The sequence below is a fragment of the Selenomonas sp. AE3005 genome, from assembly GCF_000686945.1.
Lineage (GTDB): Bacteria > Bacillota > Negativicutes > Selenomonadales > Selenomonadaceae > Selenomonas_A.
On record NZ_KK366041.1, the window covers coordinates 103,143 to 121,475 of the forward strand.

The window sequence follows — 18,333 nt, forward strand, 5'->3', positions numbered from 1 at the left end:
TTTCTGTTAAACTTTATTCATAAAGAAAAGCTAAACATTAAAAAAGGACGTGTTGAAAAATATATAGTTAAAACTATATATTTTGATTTTATGTTCATTTCTGCAATACAAGAAATAATATAGGGAGGAAAAAAATGGGCAGAGGCGGGGCAAGAGTTGGAGCAGGCAGAAAAAAAGCAGAAGTTGAAAAAAAAATACGAGGTTTCCGTCTCACTGATAATGAATGGGCCTTTATAAAAAAAGTACTGGATAAATACCGCAATAGCAACGTTACTGAGCCACCAGCAAAGCAGCCCAGCAATGACAGTTTACAAGTCCGGCAGTCCAATTCTACCAATGAAGAACAAGGAGCCAGCTTGCTGGCCCACCTAGAATACTTATACAGACAGCAGTATAGGTGGCTTTTGGAATACAGGGATTACATGAAGGATGAGAATTACGATAAATATACATTAGATGAAATATCTCTGCATCAAGAAATGGTTCATTTACAAAAGCTGACTTTGCTTCCGCACTTACAAAAGCTCAAGTTTAGTGAGAGAGTAAAATCGGCCTGTTCTCTTTTCGATGTAGCTTCTATACATCCAGTAGCTCTTTCATGTATAAAACAAAAAAATGAGCTATATGTTTACCCCTGGAAGGAGCAGGAAACGCTGGACTATAATGAGGTGAATAAAAGTTTGGATAAAACCTTTGAAGCCCTCAGCTTGCTAGAACTTGAAGTAAAGGCATTAGAAAAGAAATTTGAGATAAGCAAGCATAATATCCTTGAATCTTCCTGTATCAAATAACATACAGCTATTTTTTTCAGCTTCGTCCTGCGCGGTTAATGGTTTAACTTCAGATAAGGCCGTCAGGGCTTCTTCTAATGTCTTTTTGATATTGTCCGGGGAGCGGTCAGGGTATCTGCGTGAGAATGTCTCCAGCAGGGCAGATAGTTCTTTTAATTGCAGCTCGTTCATGTGGCAAAGTCCTTTCTTTGTAACATAACCATATTATCATTATACCACGAACAACCAACTGATCCCCGCGTAAGCGGGTCGATTTTAAAAAACGCCACCAGCTGCCGCGCTGGGCGCGGTGGCTGGTGGCGTTCCTTATTTCTGGCTTCCCTTAATTATTCCCTATATTCAATTTTGTCGGTTGAAGTATTATATATCAATTCGTAGATTTTTCTATTTTGCCCGTTATAAAAAAACTCTAACCCGTTAATTGACTTTCCATTTTTTGTCATCGTCTTGATTGATGCGAAAGATGCACCATATGGATTGTAATAACTGTTACTATCTACATAGACTTTATATTTTCCATCTGACCCTTTTCCTAAAAGGATAGCTCTACCTATACGAGTTGTGTAGTCGAAATAACCATAGGAAAAGAAATATTTACCTTCCATTTTAATAGCAGACATTTCTCCAATATCGGCATTTTTCATATTAGGCACATCTAACATATAAGTAACTTTGTTTTTCTCGATAATCATAAATTTGTTTATATTATTACCAGCATGCGTTATCTGTAAAGTTACTTTTTGACCTTCGAGGTTATATATCTGTTGACGATATTGTTTATTGCGAGTTGTTAATACAGGTCTTACTTGTAATTGTCTAACTTCCTCATACACTTGGCTTCCTAACCCCGTCCAATTTGAGTTTTTCATAGCAATTTGTGCTAGATATCGAAGTTCTTTTTTACTATCAGACAATTCGTGTCTTCGCTCTGCGTCTAAAAAGAATTTATCCCGGACAGGGTCCCACCATATACAAGTTTTACCTGTTAGTTCTATAGAATCGACTCTCTCGTGACCAATTCGCCATGCAAATCCCCCTGAGGAAAATCGCATAACAACAAGACCTGCTTCAATATCTGTTCCACCAATCATTTCAGCAGTATTTAGTTCAGCATAACTTCCAGCCCCAGTTCCGTGAGAATATACTAATAAATTTGTGTCTCCATTTACGTATTTCAGTCCGTCTACTGTTTTCATATCTGCAGCCTCTGTTGGTAATGGCACGAAATAGACTGGAGAGCATACAGTAATTGCGGCTACCATTAGGGGAAATATTTTCTTCCTTAAATACATTTGTTAATCACTCCCATAGATGATGAATTATAGTTACTAACATAATTAGACATCTATATTTCATTATCCTTTAAGTTCTTAAATAAAACAATTCCCTACATCTTGGCAATGATTATATCATTGTTAAGATGTAGGGAATTAAAAAATAGGTTTCTCCCTGCAGTACTTCTCTTTTTGACAATAGCTGAAAAATCATATAATCCCGATGATCCCCGCGTAAGCGTGGCGATTTTGAAAAAACTCTTTTTGCTTATATGATTATGGTCATACATATTTCAAAAGGCGATGCCCTACGGCATCGCCTTTCCTTTATCCTGCTACAATTTCAATCATATAGTCAACGGCTTTCTGTGCTGCATTCGCGCCATTTATTAGCCAATCGGGGGTTCCTTGATAGCTGCGCTCCAGCCTTGCAGGTAGGCTGCTGTGTTGTCATCCTCGGATATAGTACCAGATGGACGTCAGATGAAAGTAGCACCGAACTCAGCTACAATTTCTTTCTTTGTGGTATCCGCAATAGGAAGGTGACAAATCTGACTTGGGCGAAGGTATTATGAGGACAGTGTGAATCGTTTATTTTTTTCTGCGCACAGCGGTGTCTTCATGTGGAAAGCCTTAACTATTGTAAAATCCTGCAGCAGCAAGGGAAAACTCCTGAGGAAACCCTGGAAATTCTTGCAACCCGTTCCCGTGATAATGGCCGCACCCCCATGCAGTGGTCAGCAGAAGAATATGCGGGCTTTTCTACGGCCAAACCCTGGATACTGCCGCCGGACAACTACCGCCAAATCAATGTGGAGTCAGAGCAGCAGGAGCAGGATTCCATCTTTTCCTTCTACCAGCAGCTTATCCGTCTGCGTTATGAACGGCCACTCATTGCCGAAGGTTCTATAACATTTCTGGAAAGAAAAAATACAGATATAATTGCCTATCAGCGGGAACTGGACGGGGAAAAACTTGTCGTCTTCTGTAATTTCCGCAGCCATGAGGTTTCCTTGCAGGAAAAATCCCTGCAGGAATACACCGAGGCCGGTTTCAGTAAGTTACTGGGAAACTATGAGGGGTTGGAAAAAAATCTGCGGCCCTTTGAGGTGGCAGCTTTAATTCGTTAGTCATATTTAGGGAAAACAGTTTTGTTTTCCTTAAGCCACATTCATGGCATAGGTGCCAATGATGAATCCTGCAAGTTGACAACTGTTGGCTATAGTAATAGAATACGAAGTGTCGAATGATTTCTTCGATTAGATATTGTTTTTTATTGTTGAGGAGCTGTCCCGGTTGTTTGGAGCACTATGTTCTGCATTGTCTGCGAAATGACCCGTATTTTGTAAAACAAGATAATTAAAACAGCCGCTGTGGGGGAATATTATGGATGCTATGGAATGTATATCCAGCAGACGGAGCATACGGAAATTCACTAATCAACCGATAACGAAGGAAATTGTAAAAAAAATTGTACAAGCATCTTCGTATGCACCTAGCTGGAAAAATACTCAGACTGTACGTTATTGTCTAATATTAGATACGGCGAAAAAAAGAGAAATTGCTCAAAACTGTGTAATGGATTTCAAATTGAATCAAAATACCATAGAAAATGCGCCTGCCTTAGTGGTACTATCATCTGTTACAATGCGTTCCGGTTATGAAAAGGATGGTTCTTTTTCCACGGATAAGGGAATGCATTGGCAATCTTTTGATGCAGGAATTTCGGCACAAACATTCTGCCTTGCAGCACATGACTTGGGCTTAGGGACTGTTATTATGGGCATATTCGATGAGAAGAAAATTTCCGAGGTAATATCATTGCCACATGATCAGCAGATTTCCGCTTTAATTGCTATTGGCTGGCCGGTCGAATCGCCCAACATACCTAAACGCAAAACGGTGGATGAACTATTACAAATTATAGAATGAGCAGTAATTTTGTATGAAACAAGAATCTCTGTTGCTGTAGAAGAGGATACGGCAGCCTTTACTAAAATGTTGGACAAGGGAACGAATAATGTGAAAAAAAACCATGTGGATCTGTCAGACCCACATGGTTTTTTTCACAGGCAATTTGTTTTGTTTTAATGTTCCACAACAGCAGCGTGGACTTTTTTACCGTCCTCGATGCCACGAAAGTCTTTTTCAATCTGCTCCAGAGAGCGGCCTTTGGTTTCGGGAACGAATTTGAAGGTGAATAACAGCCCCAAAATCAGCGGCCTGCGGCCGTGACGTCCCAGCATCCAGATGCCGAAGAAGGTGGCTGTTACGGAAATCACGCCGTTTGCTACGTTGCCAATAAGGGCTGCTTGTGTGGAGAACCCTGCTTCCGTAAGAATCTGGGTGCCATAGTACATAATCGAGTTTACCCCGGAAATTTGCTGGCAAATGGCAATCCCCATGGCAATAAAGACAATGTGGCGAATCCAGGGAGTAGCCAGGTCAGAGTATGTGGCTTTTTCCATGTTCTTTTCCGTGGCCAGGTTGTCCTGAATTTCGTTCAATTTAGCGGGTGTTTTGCTTTTCTTTTTTTATATGATGTTATATAATATGGTCAATAGAAACTTAGTAAATAGCTATTGAGTAAAAGGTGATGGAGATGCAGGAGTATAATTTTATCGGTCGGGAACGAGAATTAAAGAGATTGGATAAAATGTATAGCAGCCGGGGGCAGGAAGTTGCTTTGATTTATGGTCGGCGCCGTGTAGGCAAAAGTGAATTGATAAAGTATTTTATTCAGCAACATGATGAAGATGCTATTTATTATGAGTGTAAGCAGACCACTGAACTTAACAATGTAGATTCGCTGGCTGAAATTGTTTCGGAAAAAATGAATTTACCACCTCTGGGATTTATCAATGTGGAACAGGTACTGGATTTCCTGTTCAAGCAAGCTTGTACGAGAAAGACTATATTGGTGTTGGATGAGTATCCGTATCTGCAAAAGATAGTTGCAGGATTAGATAGTATACTGCAGGCACTGGTTGATAAATATAAGACTCAATCGCAAATGAAGCTGATATTATGTGGCTCCTTTATGGATACGATGAAAAAACTTCTCTTGCGGCATAATCCTTTATATGGGAGAATTTCTGTCGTACTCAATCTAAAACCTATGAACTATTTGGAGTCAGCACGCTTTTATCCATCTTTTTCCCATGATGACAAGATAAGACTTTATAGCGTATTTGGTGGAATCCCATACTACAATAGCCTTATTGATGAGAGCTTGTCAGTGAAGGAAAACATCATGGATTTGATTGCGCTGCCTGGTGCTCGTCTGGAAGATGAAGATTCCATGTATCTGAATACGGAGCTTTCCAAGATAAACAGTGCAAATGAAGTGTTTGAGGCATTAACCAGAGGGGTTTCAAGATTCAGTGATGTTCTATCACAATCGCATTTATCCAGTAGCTCTTTATTGGCCGATGTGTTGAAAAAGCTGATGCTGATGGATATGGTAGAGAAGGAAGCGCCTATCAATGATGCCAACAATAAGCGGAAAACTGGTTATTATATCAGCGATAATATGTCGATGTTTTATTATCGGTATATTTTCCGTTATGCCTCCCAAAGGCGCATTATGAATTCGGAAATCTTCTATCAGCGTTACATCGAGAATGATTTTGAACAATTTTATGTACCAAAGCGGTTTGAGGATATTTGCAAACAATTCCTTATTATGAAGAATCAGCAGGGGGAAATGGAGGAACCTTTCGAGGCCATAGGTAAATATTACTATGATTTGCCCAAGGAACATAAAAATGGTGAATTTGATGTTGTGACGAAGGATGACCGTGGGTATGCCTTCTATGAAGCAAAGTTTCGCGAAGCACCTGTTTCCAACGCCATGGTTGAAAAGGAAATCCAGCAGGTAAATATGACTGGGTTGTACTGCTATCGGTATGGATTCTTTTCTAAATCAGGGTATGATGAAGATATTTCACGTTCGGATGTGGTCAAATATACATTGGATGACCTTTATAATGAAAAAAATAGTTAACATTGAACCTTATCGACCGCGCCATTCTCGCTTTTGTGTGGTTCCGATTGGCGAACCAAACATCGTTGACCGCTACACAGAAAATGGGCAGGGGATGGAGTAGACCTTCTTGATCTTGCCGTAATCAAATTGGACGAACACCGTACTATTTACTGCTTACCATAAAGCCCCCTATAAGTTAGATTCCTTGGTCTAACTTATGGGGGGCTCTGCATTTCAGCCATGGCCCAAAACATCGACACAGAAAGGTGCTGTTTCACAGAGGCTATTTTTGCCTTTAGTTGCAGGAGTAGCAGTCTTGGGGAGAGAATATAAAGTAAAGGCATTGGCATGAAAATTTGCCGTTGAGAAAGAGGTTCAGGTAATGGAAGAAATGGATGAACGTTTATGGATACAGCTTTGATTGCGCGGCACGTGGGGGCCTCAATCCTGGCTATGCTAGGGGCTATGGCGGGGAGTCTTGCGAATAGTGCGCTGGCAGGGATATTTTTTGGGGCAGCCGGGCTGGCCGTCATGAGTGTGGTGATGCCCTTCTATTTTCTGTTCTCCGTTATCGGTTCCTTGGTGGGCGTGGGTGGAGCTACGGCAGCCGCCTATTCTTTGGGGCGTGATGATACGCGCGGGGCAGATAGCGCATTTTCATTGTCCGTCTGGTTGTGTCTGGGGCTTTCATTCTTGCTGGGAGCAGCAGGTTCTCTATGTTTGCCGGATATGTTGTATGTTTTTGGTGCGACGCCTGAGATACATGGAGCGGCTTATGACTATGGCTTGGTCTATATATGGGGCGGTGTGGGCACGGCACTTTTTTATTTGCCGTTTAATTTTCTGCGATTATCCGGGCGTCTCAAACTAATCATCGGTTTGTTTTTGGGATTGGCGGTGCTGAATGTTGCTTTGGATTTGTTTTTTATCCAGGTGCTGTCTTTGGGCATCGCGGGCATTGCTGGTGGAACCGTGCTGGCGTCGGTTCTGGTTTCGCTGGCGGGGTTGTTTTTTTTGCTTAGGGGGGAATCGGCTTTTCACTTTGTGCGGCAGTGGAACATGCGCCTTGCTTTGCGTCTTATGCAGTTGGGGAGCCCGGCTGCATCAAACAATCTTTTGACGTTTTTCCGGCTGATAATTTTGAACCGTTTATTGCTGGCGACAGCTGGCGAAGTTGGGCTGGCAGCTTTTTCCGTGGTTACGGCTTTGGAGAATTTTTCCCTTATTGTGCTTTCCGGTTTAGCACAGGGGACATCTTCGTTTATCAGTGTATTGACGCGGGAGTTTGATACCGTAAGCGTGCGGCGTATTGAGCATGATGCGCATATTATCGGTTTTGTGCTGGTGGGGATTTTGTCATCAGTTATCTGGCTTTTTCCCACAGAGATTGCGGCTTTGTTCGGTCTGTCAGGTTTGGAACTGGCAGCCGCTTCTGAGGCGGCCTATATCTTTGCCTTTAGTCTGCTGCCGTCTGTATGCTGCTATCTGATGATTTTCTATTATCAAGCGGCAGGTTTCACAGGCCTGGCCAATGTGCTGGTGATTTCCCGGTCCTTCATCTTTATTCTGCTGCCCGCCTGGCTGCTGGCACCTATATTGGGACTGTCAGGCATTTGGTGGTCGTTTACGATTGCCTCTCTTAGCCCGCTCATCTTTATGCTGATTGTCAAGCCATTTTATGCCCGGCGCGGGTATGCTGGTTTTCTGCTGCAGGACCTGACCGCTGAGCGCACGGGGAAATACTATTCCTTTTCTGTCAAGGCTGACACCGAGGCCATCGTAACAAAGATGGATGAGCTGGAGGATTTCTGCGAGAAGAATTCTTTGACTGGCAAAGAAACTATGCTGGTGCGTATGTCCATGGAGGAAATGATGTTGAGCATCAAAGACCATTCCTGCCGGGACAAAGAAGCTTTGCTGGCTGGTCGGATATTGTTGGTAAAAAAAGAGGGGAAAAACACAATTGTCCTGCGTATCCGAAATATGGGAAAAATGTTCAATCCCTTGGAATATTATGGGAGGCTGCAAAAGACCGATCCTTTGGCGCTGCAGGATGCGCTTGGCATTGCGATGGTGTTGAAGGCTGCAGATGTGATTCATTACAAAACGACTTTTGGCATAAATAACCTTATGGTTCTGATATACAGGAAATGAAGGAGGCAGCGTATGGAATGTAAGATAGCTGAGCGTGATGGACAGCAGCTGCAGGTGGTGTATCGCGAATTTCGCATCGCTGATGCACCAGGGCTTATTGCCTGTATTCGGGACGAATATGACAGCACTTATTTGAAACCTGATTTCTATGATCCCGACTTTATTGTGAGCGGCGTGGAAGAGGGGACTTTTTATTTTCTGTTGGCTGAAGCAGAGGGAAAGATTGTAGCAGCTTTAGGGCTGAAACTGAATCCTCCCTACGATACCATGTGCGAGTGGATAACCGGAGTGGTGCTGAAGGCATACCGCCGCTTTGGCATCATGAAGGTCCTGTTTCGGATGATGCTGGACAAAATGGCGGTCATGCCGGGGATTTCAGCGGGTTATGGTTTTTCTGTTACCTATCACGATATATCGCAACGGGCAATGGGCCAGCTGGGCTTTATGCCCTGTGGCTTTTTGCTTTCTGTGTTGGCTATACAAAATATCTCCCATTCCTATGTCCGTGATGGAAATAGGAAGCATCATCATATCATCATCGTCAGACGGCAGGAAAAAGAAGATGCAGGAACAATCTATGTGCTAGCTGAGCATGAGAGCATAGCTAGGCGGGTTTATGACTCTTTAGGCGTAGCGGTAGCTATTGATAGTGATTTTGTCCCACTGTATGGGGAAAGTCATTGCCGGGTGGAAAACGATGTTGGGCAGGCAAGCTGTACCATCTGGGTAGAGGAATGCGGTTTGGATTTAGCAGAATGCATCGCCGCCATTGAATCTGAATATCAAGGGCAAAACCAAACCTTCAACGTTTTTTTGAATGTGAGCGATGAGCGGGCGGTGGCGGCATATCAGGAGCTGCGGCAGCTGGGATATTTCTTTGCCGGCTGGCGCCCTATTTCCGGACAGCGGGAAATCATGGTACTGCATAATCCTTGCGGGGTACCGATAGATTTTGCTGCACTGTCTATTGCTGAAGCTGGTGAATATTTGCGGGAGTATGTCGCAACGTGTTATGAGAACAGGGGAAATTCTTATGGTTAAAACGGGGATAAAAAAGCAAACCTTGATGCTGTTGCTTTTGTGTATTCTGGTGACACTGGTTCTAGTGGGAGGGATTGCCCTTTATGGCATGGTAAACATCCGCTCCAGTGCAGTTCAGATCGGACAGAGTATTGGGCAGTCTGCGGCGAAGAACAGCAGTGAAGTTCTCCGCGAGGACCTGAAAGGCGATTTGAGGCGTATGCTGGCTAACCGCGGCAAGCAGATCGAGCTGATATTCGCAAATATAGGTCAGAACGTGACCATGCTGTCACAGGAAATGACGAATATTCGGCAGAATCCGGGGAACTATGCCCTGCGCCATGTATACGAACCTGATCGCAGCCGGGCAGGGCAATTAACAGCCCAGTTGCAGTATGCGCCCAATGCGGAAAAAGGCAGCGCGGCTTTGCAGCGAGAAATTGGCCTTACAGCTAATCTGCAGGACTGGCTGTTTCAGGTAAACGACAGTCAGGCAGCAGTGGCCTCGGCTTATGTGGCCTCAGCCAGCGGTTTCGGCATTACCGTAGATGATCGTTCGGACAAGAAATTCAAAGATGGTGAGGCGGTGCCCTTTGCTATTGACTTCAGGACTCGTCCATGGTATCAAGATGCAGCCACCCAAAAGAAGATGATTTTTTCCCGCGTGTTCCATGATTTATACAGCGGGAATTTGGGCATAACCTGCGCGGCCCCGTATTATGACGAGCGGGGAGAAGTAGCTGGTGTTGTAGGTATGGGCATGTTCCTGACACAGGTCAGCGATGTCATCGAGGGCACCCGTCTGGGCGAGACCGGTTATGGCTTTTTGATGGGAAAGCAGGGGCAGATTATCTTCTCGGCTAAAGAGAGCGGTGTGCTAAAGGCCGAGGGGCCGGAAGGGAAGAGCTTGTTTGAGGCTGAGGATACACTGGCTGATATTGCCCGCCATATGACAGCTGGCGAGACCGGCCTTAGTGAGGTAATAATTGACGGTGTGCCCTGCTATTTGGCTTATGCGCCTGTGAAGGAAATGGATGCCAGCTATGGCATTGTCATGGAGGCGGAAGAGGTCAACCGCCCGGTTAAGGCCAATGCAGAAGTGATTGAGAAGACTACGGCAGACTTTATCGATGTTCTGAACCAGTCCATATGGCAGACGCTGTTGGCTGTGCTGTCGCTGGCAGCTTTGTTCCTGCTGGCTGTGCCTTTTGTCAGCAGCCGGGTGGCAGAGCGTTTTGTCAGCCCTATTCATGAGCTGGCTGATGGCGTGCGAGAAATCGCTAGTGGCAATCTGGAGAAGAAACTTTCCATCAATACGGGCAATGAGATTGAGCATTTGGCGGTCTGCTTTAATGCCATGACCGATGAATTGCAGAATCAGATGAAGAATCTGGCACAGGTCACGGCGGATAAAGAGCGAATCTCCACGGAGCTCAGTGTGGCGACCAATATTCAGGAAAGCATGCTGCCACGTATTTTCCCACCTTTCCCGGAGAAAAAGGAGTTTGACATTTATGCCAGCATGCATCCGGCCAAAGAAGTAGGCGGCGATTTTTATGATTTCTATATGGTAGATGATAATCATGTCATGATTACGATTGCCGATGTGTCCGGCAAAGGGGTGCCGGCCGCGCTCTTCATGGTGATAGCTAAGACTATCCTGAAGAACTTCGCCCTTACCATGAGCGGCAGCAAGGATTTGGCACCGTTGGTGTCCTGCACGAATGACCAGCTCTGCCAGAACAATGATGCCATGATGTTTGTCACCGCCTTTGTGGGGCTCTTGAACATCAAGACGGGGCATTTGACCTATGTCAATGCGGGACATAATCCTCCTTTGGTCTATCGGGCCAAGGACAAAAAGTTCTCCTATATGGAGGTGAAACGCAATTTTGTTCTGGGAGGAATGGATGAACTGGTATTCAAAGGTCAGGACCTGACTTTGGAGCCGGGCGATAAGTTATTCCTCTATACCGATGGCGTGACAGAGGCTTTGAATGAAGCCGATGAAATGTATGGCGAGGAGCGGCTGATAAATGCTCTGGATGCTGCTGGGGCAGATAAACTGAATTTGCAGGAACTTTTAGCAGTGGTGCAAAAATCTCTGGCGTTGCATGTGGGAACGGCGGCGCAGTCTGATGATATTACCATGCTGACCTTGTCGTATTATGGCGATATGACAAAGGAGGGGGAAGATGTATAAGGAACTAGTTACGGCGGCTAAGGTAGAAAAGCTGCCTGTAGTCAATGAATTCATTGAATGCCTTTTGGCAGATATGGACTGTTCCCCGAAAACGCAAATGCAAATTGAGCTGGTGGTAGAGGAAATTTTTGTGAATATTGCCAGCTATGCGTATGAAGGTGAGGAAGGTGAAACCATCATACGCGGCCGAATCATCGAGGACCCTTCAGGGATGGAATTGATCTTTATGGACAAGGGGAAACCGTATGATCCTCTCGCCCGTATGGACCCCAATGTTAATGTATCCATGGAAGAGCGAAACATTGGCGGGCTGGGGATTTTCCTCGTCAAAAAGAATGTGGATGCTATACATTATGAGTATAAGGAGGGTAAGAATATCCTGAGCATCCTTAAGAATTTTTAGGCACCAGTCGTAAATTCTTGGTTTCTTTGCACATCTTTGTGCTGCAGCTGAGCCGGAAAACATGGCAGACTTGCATTTAAAAGAAAGCGTCTATTCCGTGCTGTATAAATACATGTTGAAAGGCTGCTAAATCTTCCGGATGAAGAGCCGGAGTATGAGCGAAGGCATATTCCTTTCTGAGCAGGTGGTATTTATTCTCGCCAAATTGGTGGAAGGGCAACAGCTGCACGCGCCGGGCACCAGTTTCCTGGAGACGCTGGACGAATCCTTCGGCATCGGCAAGGCTGTCGTTATAGCCGGGGATGACGGGGAGGCGTGGCAGGACATTTTTTCCCTGCTCGATGGCGGTTTTCATATTTTTTAGTATCACTGCATTGGATACGCCGGTTCCTTCTATATGCTTTTGGTTATCCCAATGTTTGATGTCAAATAATAGCAGGTCAAGATAGGGGAGAAGTTTGGCAAATGCAGCTGGGGAGGCAAAACCGGTGGTTTCCATGGCTGTATGGATATGCTTTTCCTGCAGCGCTTTTAGCAAGGCCAGGGCAAAATCTGGCTGCATGGCGGCCTCTCCGCCGGAAAGTGTCACGCCGCCGCCGCTTTCTTCATAGAATGGTTCGTCCTGCATGACGATGCGCATAACTTCATCAACGGTTTTTATGTCCCCCTCGGCTTTTAAAGCGCGAGAGGGACATTTTTCTATACAGATTTGGCAGGAGGCACAGGAATTGCCCTCAGAGCAGCGGTGTGAGTCAATGGCAATACAGCTTGCCGTTGCGGTTATTGCTGAGTGAGGGCAGTTTTTCAGGCAGGTATGACAGCCGCTGCATTTTTGGCTGTCCCAGATGATTTCTCTTTGTGGCTCCTGGCTTTCGGGATTGGCGCACCAAGAACATTTAAGGGGGCAGCCTTTAAAGAAAACCACTGTACGAATTCCCGGCCCGTCATTTATGCTGAATTTTTGAATGTTGAAAATCATCCCGGCTGCGGTGTTTTTCTTCATTATAAAGACACCTCCGTTTATTCCCGTATACTTGTTTCTTTAGAAGCATTGTAGCATGGAGGTGAAAATTTGTAAATGGAAATATTTCGTTACGAAAATAAACGATAATCGAATGAAAATATTCGTTGACATATAAGCAACTATGAAATAAAATATAGCTACAAACGAAAATATAAATATAATCAACGAAAGGAAGGGCTGCTATGGAAAACACGAAACATTTTGGTGCATTGACGGAACGGATGCAGGCATTTCGTGAAGAGGTGCTGGATGAAAAGCCTTATATTGATGCTGAACGGGCAATGCTGGTTACCGAAACATACAAAAAACATCAAAACCAGCCGAATGTAATGAAACGTGCTCTTATGCTGGCTAATGTTTTGGAAAACATGACCATTTATATAGAAGACAAGACATTACTGGCAGGCAATCAGGCCACGAAAAACTGCAATGCGCCAATTTTCCCGGAATACACGATGAAATTTGTCATGGATGAGCTGGACAAGTTTGAGAAACGTGATGGCGATGTTTTCTATATCACGGAGGAAACGAAGGAACAGCTGCGCGCCATTGCACCATTCTGGGAGAACAACAACCTCCGGGCCAAAGGGGAGGCGCTCCTGCCGGATGAAGTCAGTGTTTTCATGGAAACAGGCGTCTTCGGAATGGAAGGCAAGCTGAACGCCGGGGACGCGCATTTAGCTGTAAATTATGGCAAGATGCTCGCTGAAGGACTGTCCGGCTATGAACAGCGCACGCGGGATTTAAAGGCAGCGCTTGACCTTACTGACCCAGCCAGTGTTGATAAATACGTCTTTTACAAAGCCGTGCTCATTGTAATTGATGCCGTTCGTAAGTTTGCTGCTCGTTACGCGAAACTGGCAAAGGAGCTTGCTGCTAAGGAACAGGAGGCAAAGCGCAAGGCAGAGCTGGAGGAAATGGCTAGAATCTGTGCTAAGGTTCCTTATGAATCGGCGGAAAGTTTCCGTGAGGCGGTGCAGGCAGTCTGGTTCATTCAACTGATTCTCCAGATTGAATCTAATGGACATTCCCTGTCTTATGGGCGCTTTGACCAATATATGTTCCCCTATTACAAGCAGGATATGGAAAAAGGGACAATTACGAAACCGGAGGCCTTGGAGCTCTTGACCTGTCTGTGGATTAAGACGCTGACCGTGAATAAGATTCGCTCGCAGGCCCATACCTTGAGTTCGGCTGGCAGCCCCATGTATCAGAATGTCACGATAGGCGGCCAGACCACGGATAAACAGGATGCCGTTAATGACCTTTCCTTTTTGGTTTTGCAATCCGTAGCGCAGACAAGATTGACGCAGCCCAACCTTACAGTGCGTTATCATAAGCATCTCAATAAGAGGTTTTTTGATGAATGTGTAGAAGTTATGAAACTGGGGTTCGGGATGCCGGCACTGAATAATGATGAAATTATTATTCCTTCGTTTATCAAATGGGGCGTAAAGGAAGAGGACGCCTACAACTACAGTGCTATTGGCTGTGTCGAAACAGCTGTGCCGGGCAAGTGGGGATACCGTTGCACAGGGATGAGCTATATCAACTTCCCCCGGGTGCTGCTCTGCGCCATGAATGATGGCGTAGATATGACCAGTGGCAGAAGGTTCACCAAAGGCTATGGCTATTTTAAGGACATGAAATCTTATGATGAGCTGCTGTCGGCTTGGGACAAAACAGTACGTGAAATGACCCGTTACAGCGTCATCGTGGAAAATGCCATTGACAAGGCCTCCGAGCGTGATGTGCCGGATATTCTCTGTTCAACGCTTACTGATGATTGCATTGGCCGTGGCAAGACCATCAAGGAAGGCGGCGCGGTTTATGATTTCATTTCCGGTTTGCAGGTAGGTATTGCCAATATGGCGGATTCTCTGGCGGCAATCAAAAAGCTGGTCTTTGAGGAAAAGAAGATAACGGCGGCGCAGCTTTGGGAGGCTATTCTGGATGATTTCCGTTCGCCGGAAAGTCGGCGTATTCAGGAGATGTTGGTTAATGATGCGCCGAAATATGGTAATGATGATGATTATGTAGACCAACTGGTCGTAGATGCTTATGATTCATATTTGGACGAAATTAAGAAGTATCCGAACACGCGATACCAGCGCGGCCCTATCGGCGGTATTCGTTATGGCGGTACATCATCAATTTCGGCCAATGTCGGTCAGGGTATGGGGACAATGGCAACGCCCGATGGCCGTCATGCGCATGAACCGTTGGCGGAAGGCTGCTCACCTGCCCACAGCGCTGACAAGAACGGGCCAACCGCTGTATTCAAATCGGTGGCTAAGCTGCCTACGGAGAAGATTACAGGTGGGGTCCTGCTTAATCAAAAGATGACACCGCAGGTGCTGGCCAAGGAAGAAAATAAGCAAAAGTTGGAAATGCTTATTGCTGCCTTCTTCAACCGCCTGCATGGTTACCATGTGCAGTATAACATTGTTTCGCGGGAAACCTTGCTGGATGCGCAGGCTCATCCGGAAAAGCATAAAGACCTTATCGTTCGCGTGGCAGGTTATAGTGCTTTCTTTAACGTACTGTCAAAAGCAACGCAGGATGATATCATCGGCCGGACAGAGCAGGCCATCTGATTATCAGGCAAAATGTAATTATTGCTAAGCATTTGTATAAGCATAGGGAGGAACATATCATGAAACTTATTATTGACGATGCCCACATTGACCAGATTAAGAAAATCTATGAATTTTACCCGGTAGATGGTGTGACGACTAATCCCACCATACTGGCTAAGAGCGGCCGTCAGCCTTATGATGTGCTGAAGGAAATTCGTGAATTCATCGGGGCAGAAGCCGAACTGCATGTACAGGTCATTGCCCGGACGGCAGAGGGCATGGTGGAGGATGCGCATCGCATCAGAAAGGAACTGGGGGAAAATACCTATGTGAAAATTCCCTCGGTACAGGAAGGTTTCAAGGCGATGAAACTCCTGCACAATGAAGGTGTGAACATTACGGCTACAGCTATTTATACGCCCATGCAGGCATTCCTGGCAGCAAAATCAGGCGCAGCTTACGCGGCACCCTACATCAACCGTATAGATAATATGGGCTATAACGGCATTCAGGTGGCGCGCCATATTCATGATATCTTCCGTAACAATGATTTGAAAACAGAAGTGCTGGCCGCCAGTTTCAAGAACTCGCAGCAGCTTTTGGAACTCTGTGAATATGGTGTAGGCGCAGCTACTGTTTCGCCGGATGTTATCTTTGGGTTGGTAAAGAATCAGGCAATTACTTCAGCGGTAGATGATTTCATTGCCGATTTTGAAAAACTTGTCGGCGCTGGAAAGACGATGAAAGATTGCTGACCGCAGTATGGGTGAATTATAAAGGTTTCGAACGAAAATGATTTCTTTTGTCTCGATGGTATCTATGTTATAATGAAAAGAAAAAGCAAAGGATGAAGCAGGATGCACGCCAGACATGCAAAGATATTAGATATTATGACGCAGAAGAAGAAGGCCACGGTGACGGAACTGGCCGAAACGCTTGCTGTTTCTGAAGTGACGATGCGTAAAGACCTCTCCCGGCTGGAGGCAAAAGGCTTTTTAAAACGTGAACACGGCTATGCGGTGCTGACTGAAAGTGAAGATGTAGGCAACCGCATGTCCATTCATTATGATATAAAACGCCGTATTGCCATGGAGGCTGTCAGTGCAGTAAATGACGGCGAAACAGTTATGATAGAATCTGGTTCTACATGTGCCTTATTTGCAGAGGCCTTGCTGACGCAGCGCAAGGATATTACCATCATTACCAATTCTGTGTTCATTGCTACATTTGTGCGTAACAAGCCCAATGCCCGCGTTATATTGCTGGGGGGAGACTTTCAGGTCGACTCGCAGGTTATGGTCGGTCCCCTGGTCCGCAAATGTGCGGAGGAGTTTTTTGTGAGTAAATTTTTTGTCGGCACAGATGGCTTTAGTGATGCCGGGATTATGTCCACAAACCTGATGCGGGCAGAGGCGGTTCGCAGTATGGCCAGTAGTGCCAAGCAGGTTATAGTGCTTACAGAATCAGAAAAATTTTCGCAGTTGGGAGTAGTGGCTTTGCTGCCGTATAAAGACATTACTGCTGTGTATACGGATGATCAAATACCAGCTGATATGAAAGATAAACTGCAGAAAAAAGACATTCAGATTCATACTGTATCATTTCATGCCTAAACGAATGGGGGACATCACATCATGTCAGGTCAGAAAAAATTAGTATTGGGTTTTATCGGTAATGGTAAAAGTACCAACCGCTATCACCTGCCCTTTATCCTGACACGTCAGGATAAAATCAAGGTGAAAACGATTTACCAACGTACGCTGCGGGACAACGGCTGGGCAAGACTCCCTGGTGTCAGCTATACAGATGATTTGGCTAAGCTGTTAAGTGACCCGGAGATAGATGTGGTCATTATTACCACACCGGCGGCTGCTCACTATGAGATGGCTTATAAGGTGCTGTCTGCCGGTAAGCATTGCGTGGTGGAGAAACCTTTTGCTACCAGTATAGACGATGCGGCACGGTTGTTTGACCTGGCCAGGGAAAAAGGCTTAATAGTGCAGTGCTACCAAAACCGCCGTTTTGACAGTGACTTTTTGACGGCGCAAAAGGTAATGGCCTCAGGCGTTTTAGGTGAAGTCTACGAAATCAACATGCATTATGATTATTACCGTGCTTATGTGCCGGAACAGGAAACGTCATACCGCCGGGAAAATGCTTTTCTTTATACCCATGCCTGTCACACGGTTGACCAGGTGCTTTCCTGGCTGGGACAGCCGCAGGATTGCCACTATGAAGTACGTCAGCTTTTGGGCAAGGGGCGCATGAATGATTATTTTGATTTAGATCTGCTGTATCCCAATCTTAAAGTTTCTGTAAAATCCAGTTACTTCCGGGCCAAGGCCCGTCCCAGTTTTGAAATATATGGACGGCGCGGTGTGTTCATTAAGCAGGAACAGGATAGACAGGAAGCTGACCTCAAAAAATTCTATCTGCCGGAAGGGCATGATGATTTTGGGCTGGATATGCCGGAGAACTACGGAACGCTGATATACTATGATGAAGACGGCGTTTACCATGAAGAAAAAGTGCCCAGCGAGCGCGGCGATTATGGCCGTTATTACGATGCGCTTTATGCCACAATCATGCAGGGCGCACCGCGACTGGTCACGGAAGAACAGACTATGGAACAGATGCGTATACTGGAAAATGCCGGGCAGGAATTAATGAACCAAAACTAGCTATAATAAACGTAAATATGGTTTATAATTAAATATGAAGTGCCGGAAACGTGTTCGACAAAGGCGATTCACTGTCTCTTTTGAGTCAGTGGATCGCCTTTATCATATTGAATATACCGGGTCATTGACATGAACAATTTGCAGTGTGCGTACCTTTAGCAAAATTATGCAGGCTGCCCACCTTCCTCGCTGATGCAAGGCATTGATGTGCAACAA

General features: G+C 45.2%; 15 protein-coding genes and 1 pseudogene. 12 read left to right on the forward strand and 4 right to left on the reverse strand.

Features of this window, described 5'->3' with window-relative positions; genetic code table 11:
• The first annotated feature begins 134 nt into the window (after positions 1 to 134).
• A complete protein-coding gene (locus tag DL94_RS0113550) occupies positions 135 to 791 on the forward strand; it encodes a hypothetical protein (RefSeq protein WP_028130622.1) in 657 nt (218 codons plus the stop codon).
• On the opposite strand, the gene DL94_RS16240 is transcribed toward DL94_RS0113550, so the two are convergent.
• Positions 732 to 962, reverse strand: coding sequence for a hypothetical protein (locus DL94_RS16240; RefSeq protein WP_156031900.1), 231 nt, complete (start codon positions 960 to 962; stop codon positions 732 to 734). The genes DL94_RS0113550 and DL94_RS16240 overlap by 60 nt on opposite strands.
• Before the next feature lie 155 nt (positions 963 to 1,117).
• Positions 1,118 to 2,083 (reverse strand): hypothetical protein, encoded by a 966-nt coding sequence (locus DL94_RS0113555; protein ID WP_028130623.1) that lies wholly within the window; start codon positions 2,081 to 2,083, stop codon positions 1,118 to 1,120.
• A 605-nt stretch (positions 2,084 to 2,688) separates the two neighbouring features.
• Between DL94_RS0113555 and DL94_RS0113560 the strand changes: the two genes are divergently transcribed.
• Positions 2,689 to 3,195 (forward strand): alpha-amylase family glycosyl hydrolase, encoded by a 507-nt coding sequence (locus DL94_RS0113560; RefSeq protein WP_028130624.1) that lies wholly within the window; start codon positions 2,689 to 2,691, stop codon positions 3,193 to 3,195.
• Between the two features lie 256 nt (positions 3,196 to 3,451).
• The gene (locus tag DL94_RS0113565; protein WP_037371972.1) at positions 3,452 to 3,997 is read left to right on the forward strand and encodes a nitroreductase family protein; all 546 of its coding nucleotides are present in this window, start codon (positions 3,452 to 3,454) and stop codon (positions 3,995 to 3,997) included.
• A 155-nt stretch (positions 3,998 to 4,152) separates the two neighbouring features.
• Here DL94_RS0113565 and DL94_RS0113575 read toward each other — a convergent pair.
• Positions 4,153 to 4,578, reverse strand: a pseudogene (locus DL94_RS0113575) (MFS transporter); the annotation flags it as partial.
• Between the two features lie 83 nt (positions 4,579 to 4,661).
• Here DL94_RS0113575 and DL94_RS0113580 point away from each other — a divergent pair.
• The 5 genes from DL94_RS0113580 to DL94_RS0113600 all read left to right on the forward strand — a co-directional run bounded on the left by DL94_RS0113580 (position 4,662) and on the right by DL94_RS0113600 (position 11,833).
• Positions 4,662 to 6,071 (forward strand): ATP-binding protein, encoded by a 1,410-nt coding sequence (locus tag DL94_RS0113580; protein ID WP_156031903.1) that lies wholly within the window; start codon positions 4,662 to 4,664, stop codon positions 6,069 to 6,071.
• 387 nt (positions 6,072 to 6,458) lie between these two features.
• Positions 6,459 to 8,207 (forward strand): MATE family efflux transporter, encoded by a 1,749-nt coding sequence (locus DL94_RS0113585; RefSeq protein ID WP_028130628.1) that lies wholly within the window; start codon positions 6,459 to 6,461, stop codon positions 8,205 to 8,207.
• 12 nt (positions 8,208 to 8,219) lie between these two features.
• Positions 8,220 to 9,248 (forward strand): GNAT family N-acetyltransferase, encoded by a 1,029-nt coding sequence (locus tag DL94_RS0113590; protein ID WP_028130629.1) that lies wholly within the window; start codon positions 8,220 to 8,222, stop codon positions 9,246 to 9,248.
• The gene (locus DL94_RS15475; protein ID WP_051586477.1) at positions 9,241 to 11,430 is read left to right on the forward strand and encodes a SpoIIE family protein phosphatase; all 2,190 of its coding nucleotides are present in this window, start codon (positions 9,241 to 9,243) and stop codon (positions 11,428 to 11,430) included. The genes DL94_RS0113590 and DL94_RS15475 overlap by 8 nt, the downstream gene beginning before the upstream one ends.
• Positions 11,423 to 11,833 carry an ATP-binding protein gene (locus tag DL94_RS0113600; RefSeq protein WP_028130630.1) on the forward strand — a complete coding sequence of 137 codons (411 nt, stop codon included), beginning with the start codon at positions 11,423 to 11,425 and terminating at the stop codon, positions 11,831 to 11,833. The genes DL94_RS15475 and DL94_RS0113600 overlap by 8 nt, the downstream gene beginning before the upstream one ends.
• Before the next feature lie 76 nt (positions 11,834 to 11,909).
• On the opposite strand, the gene DL94_RS0113605 is transcribed toward DL94_RS0113600, so the two are convergent.
• A complete protein-coding gene (locus DL94_RS0113605; RefSeq protein ID WP_028130631.1) occupies positions 11,910 to 12,836 on the reverse strand; it encodes a glycyl-radical enzyme activating protein in 927 nt (308 codons plus the stop codon).
• Between the two features lie 203 nt (positions 12,837 to 13,039).
• Between DL94_RS0113605 and DL94_RS0113610 the strand changes: the two genes are divergently transcribed.
• The 4 genes from DL94_RS0113610 (at position 13,040) to DL94_RS0113625 (ending at position 18,117) form a co-directional block, all read left to right on the forward strand.
• Positions 13,040 to 15,454 carry a glycyl radical protein gene (locus DL94_RS0113610; RefSeq protein ID WP_028130632.1) on the forward strand — a complete coding sequence of 805 codons (2,415 nt, stop codon included), beginning with the start codon at positions 13,040 to 13,042 and terminating at the stop codon, positions 15,452 to 15,454.
• 59 nt (positions 15,455 to 15,513) lie between these two features.
• Positions 15,514 to 16,191: a fructose-6-phosphate aldolase gene (locus tag DL94_RS0113615; RefSeq protein WP_028130633.1), complete on the forward strand. Its 678-nt coding sequence runs from the start codon at positions 15,514 to 15,516 to the stop codon at positions 16,189 to 16,191.
• Between the two features lie 102 nt (positions 16,192 to 16,293).
• Positions 16,294 to 17,049: a DeoR/GlpR family DNA-binding transcription regulator gene (locus DL94_RS0113620; protein ID WP_028130634.1), complete on the forward strand. Its 756-nt coding sequence runs from the start codon at positions 16,294 to 16,296 to the stop codon at positions 17,047 to 17,049.
• A gap of 21 nt (positions 17,050 to 17,070) precedes the next feature.
• A complete protein-coding gene (locus DL94_RS0113625) occupies positions 17,071 to 18,117 on the forward strand; it encodes a Gfo/Idh/MocA family oxidoreductase (protein WP_028130635.1) in 1,047 nt (348 codons plus the stop codon).
• Positions 18,118 to 18,333 lie beyond the last annotated feature (216 nt).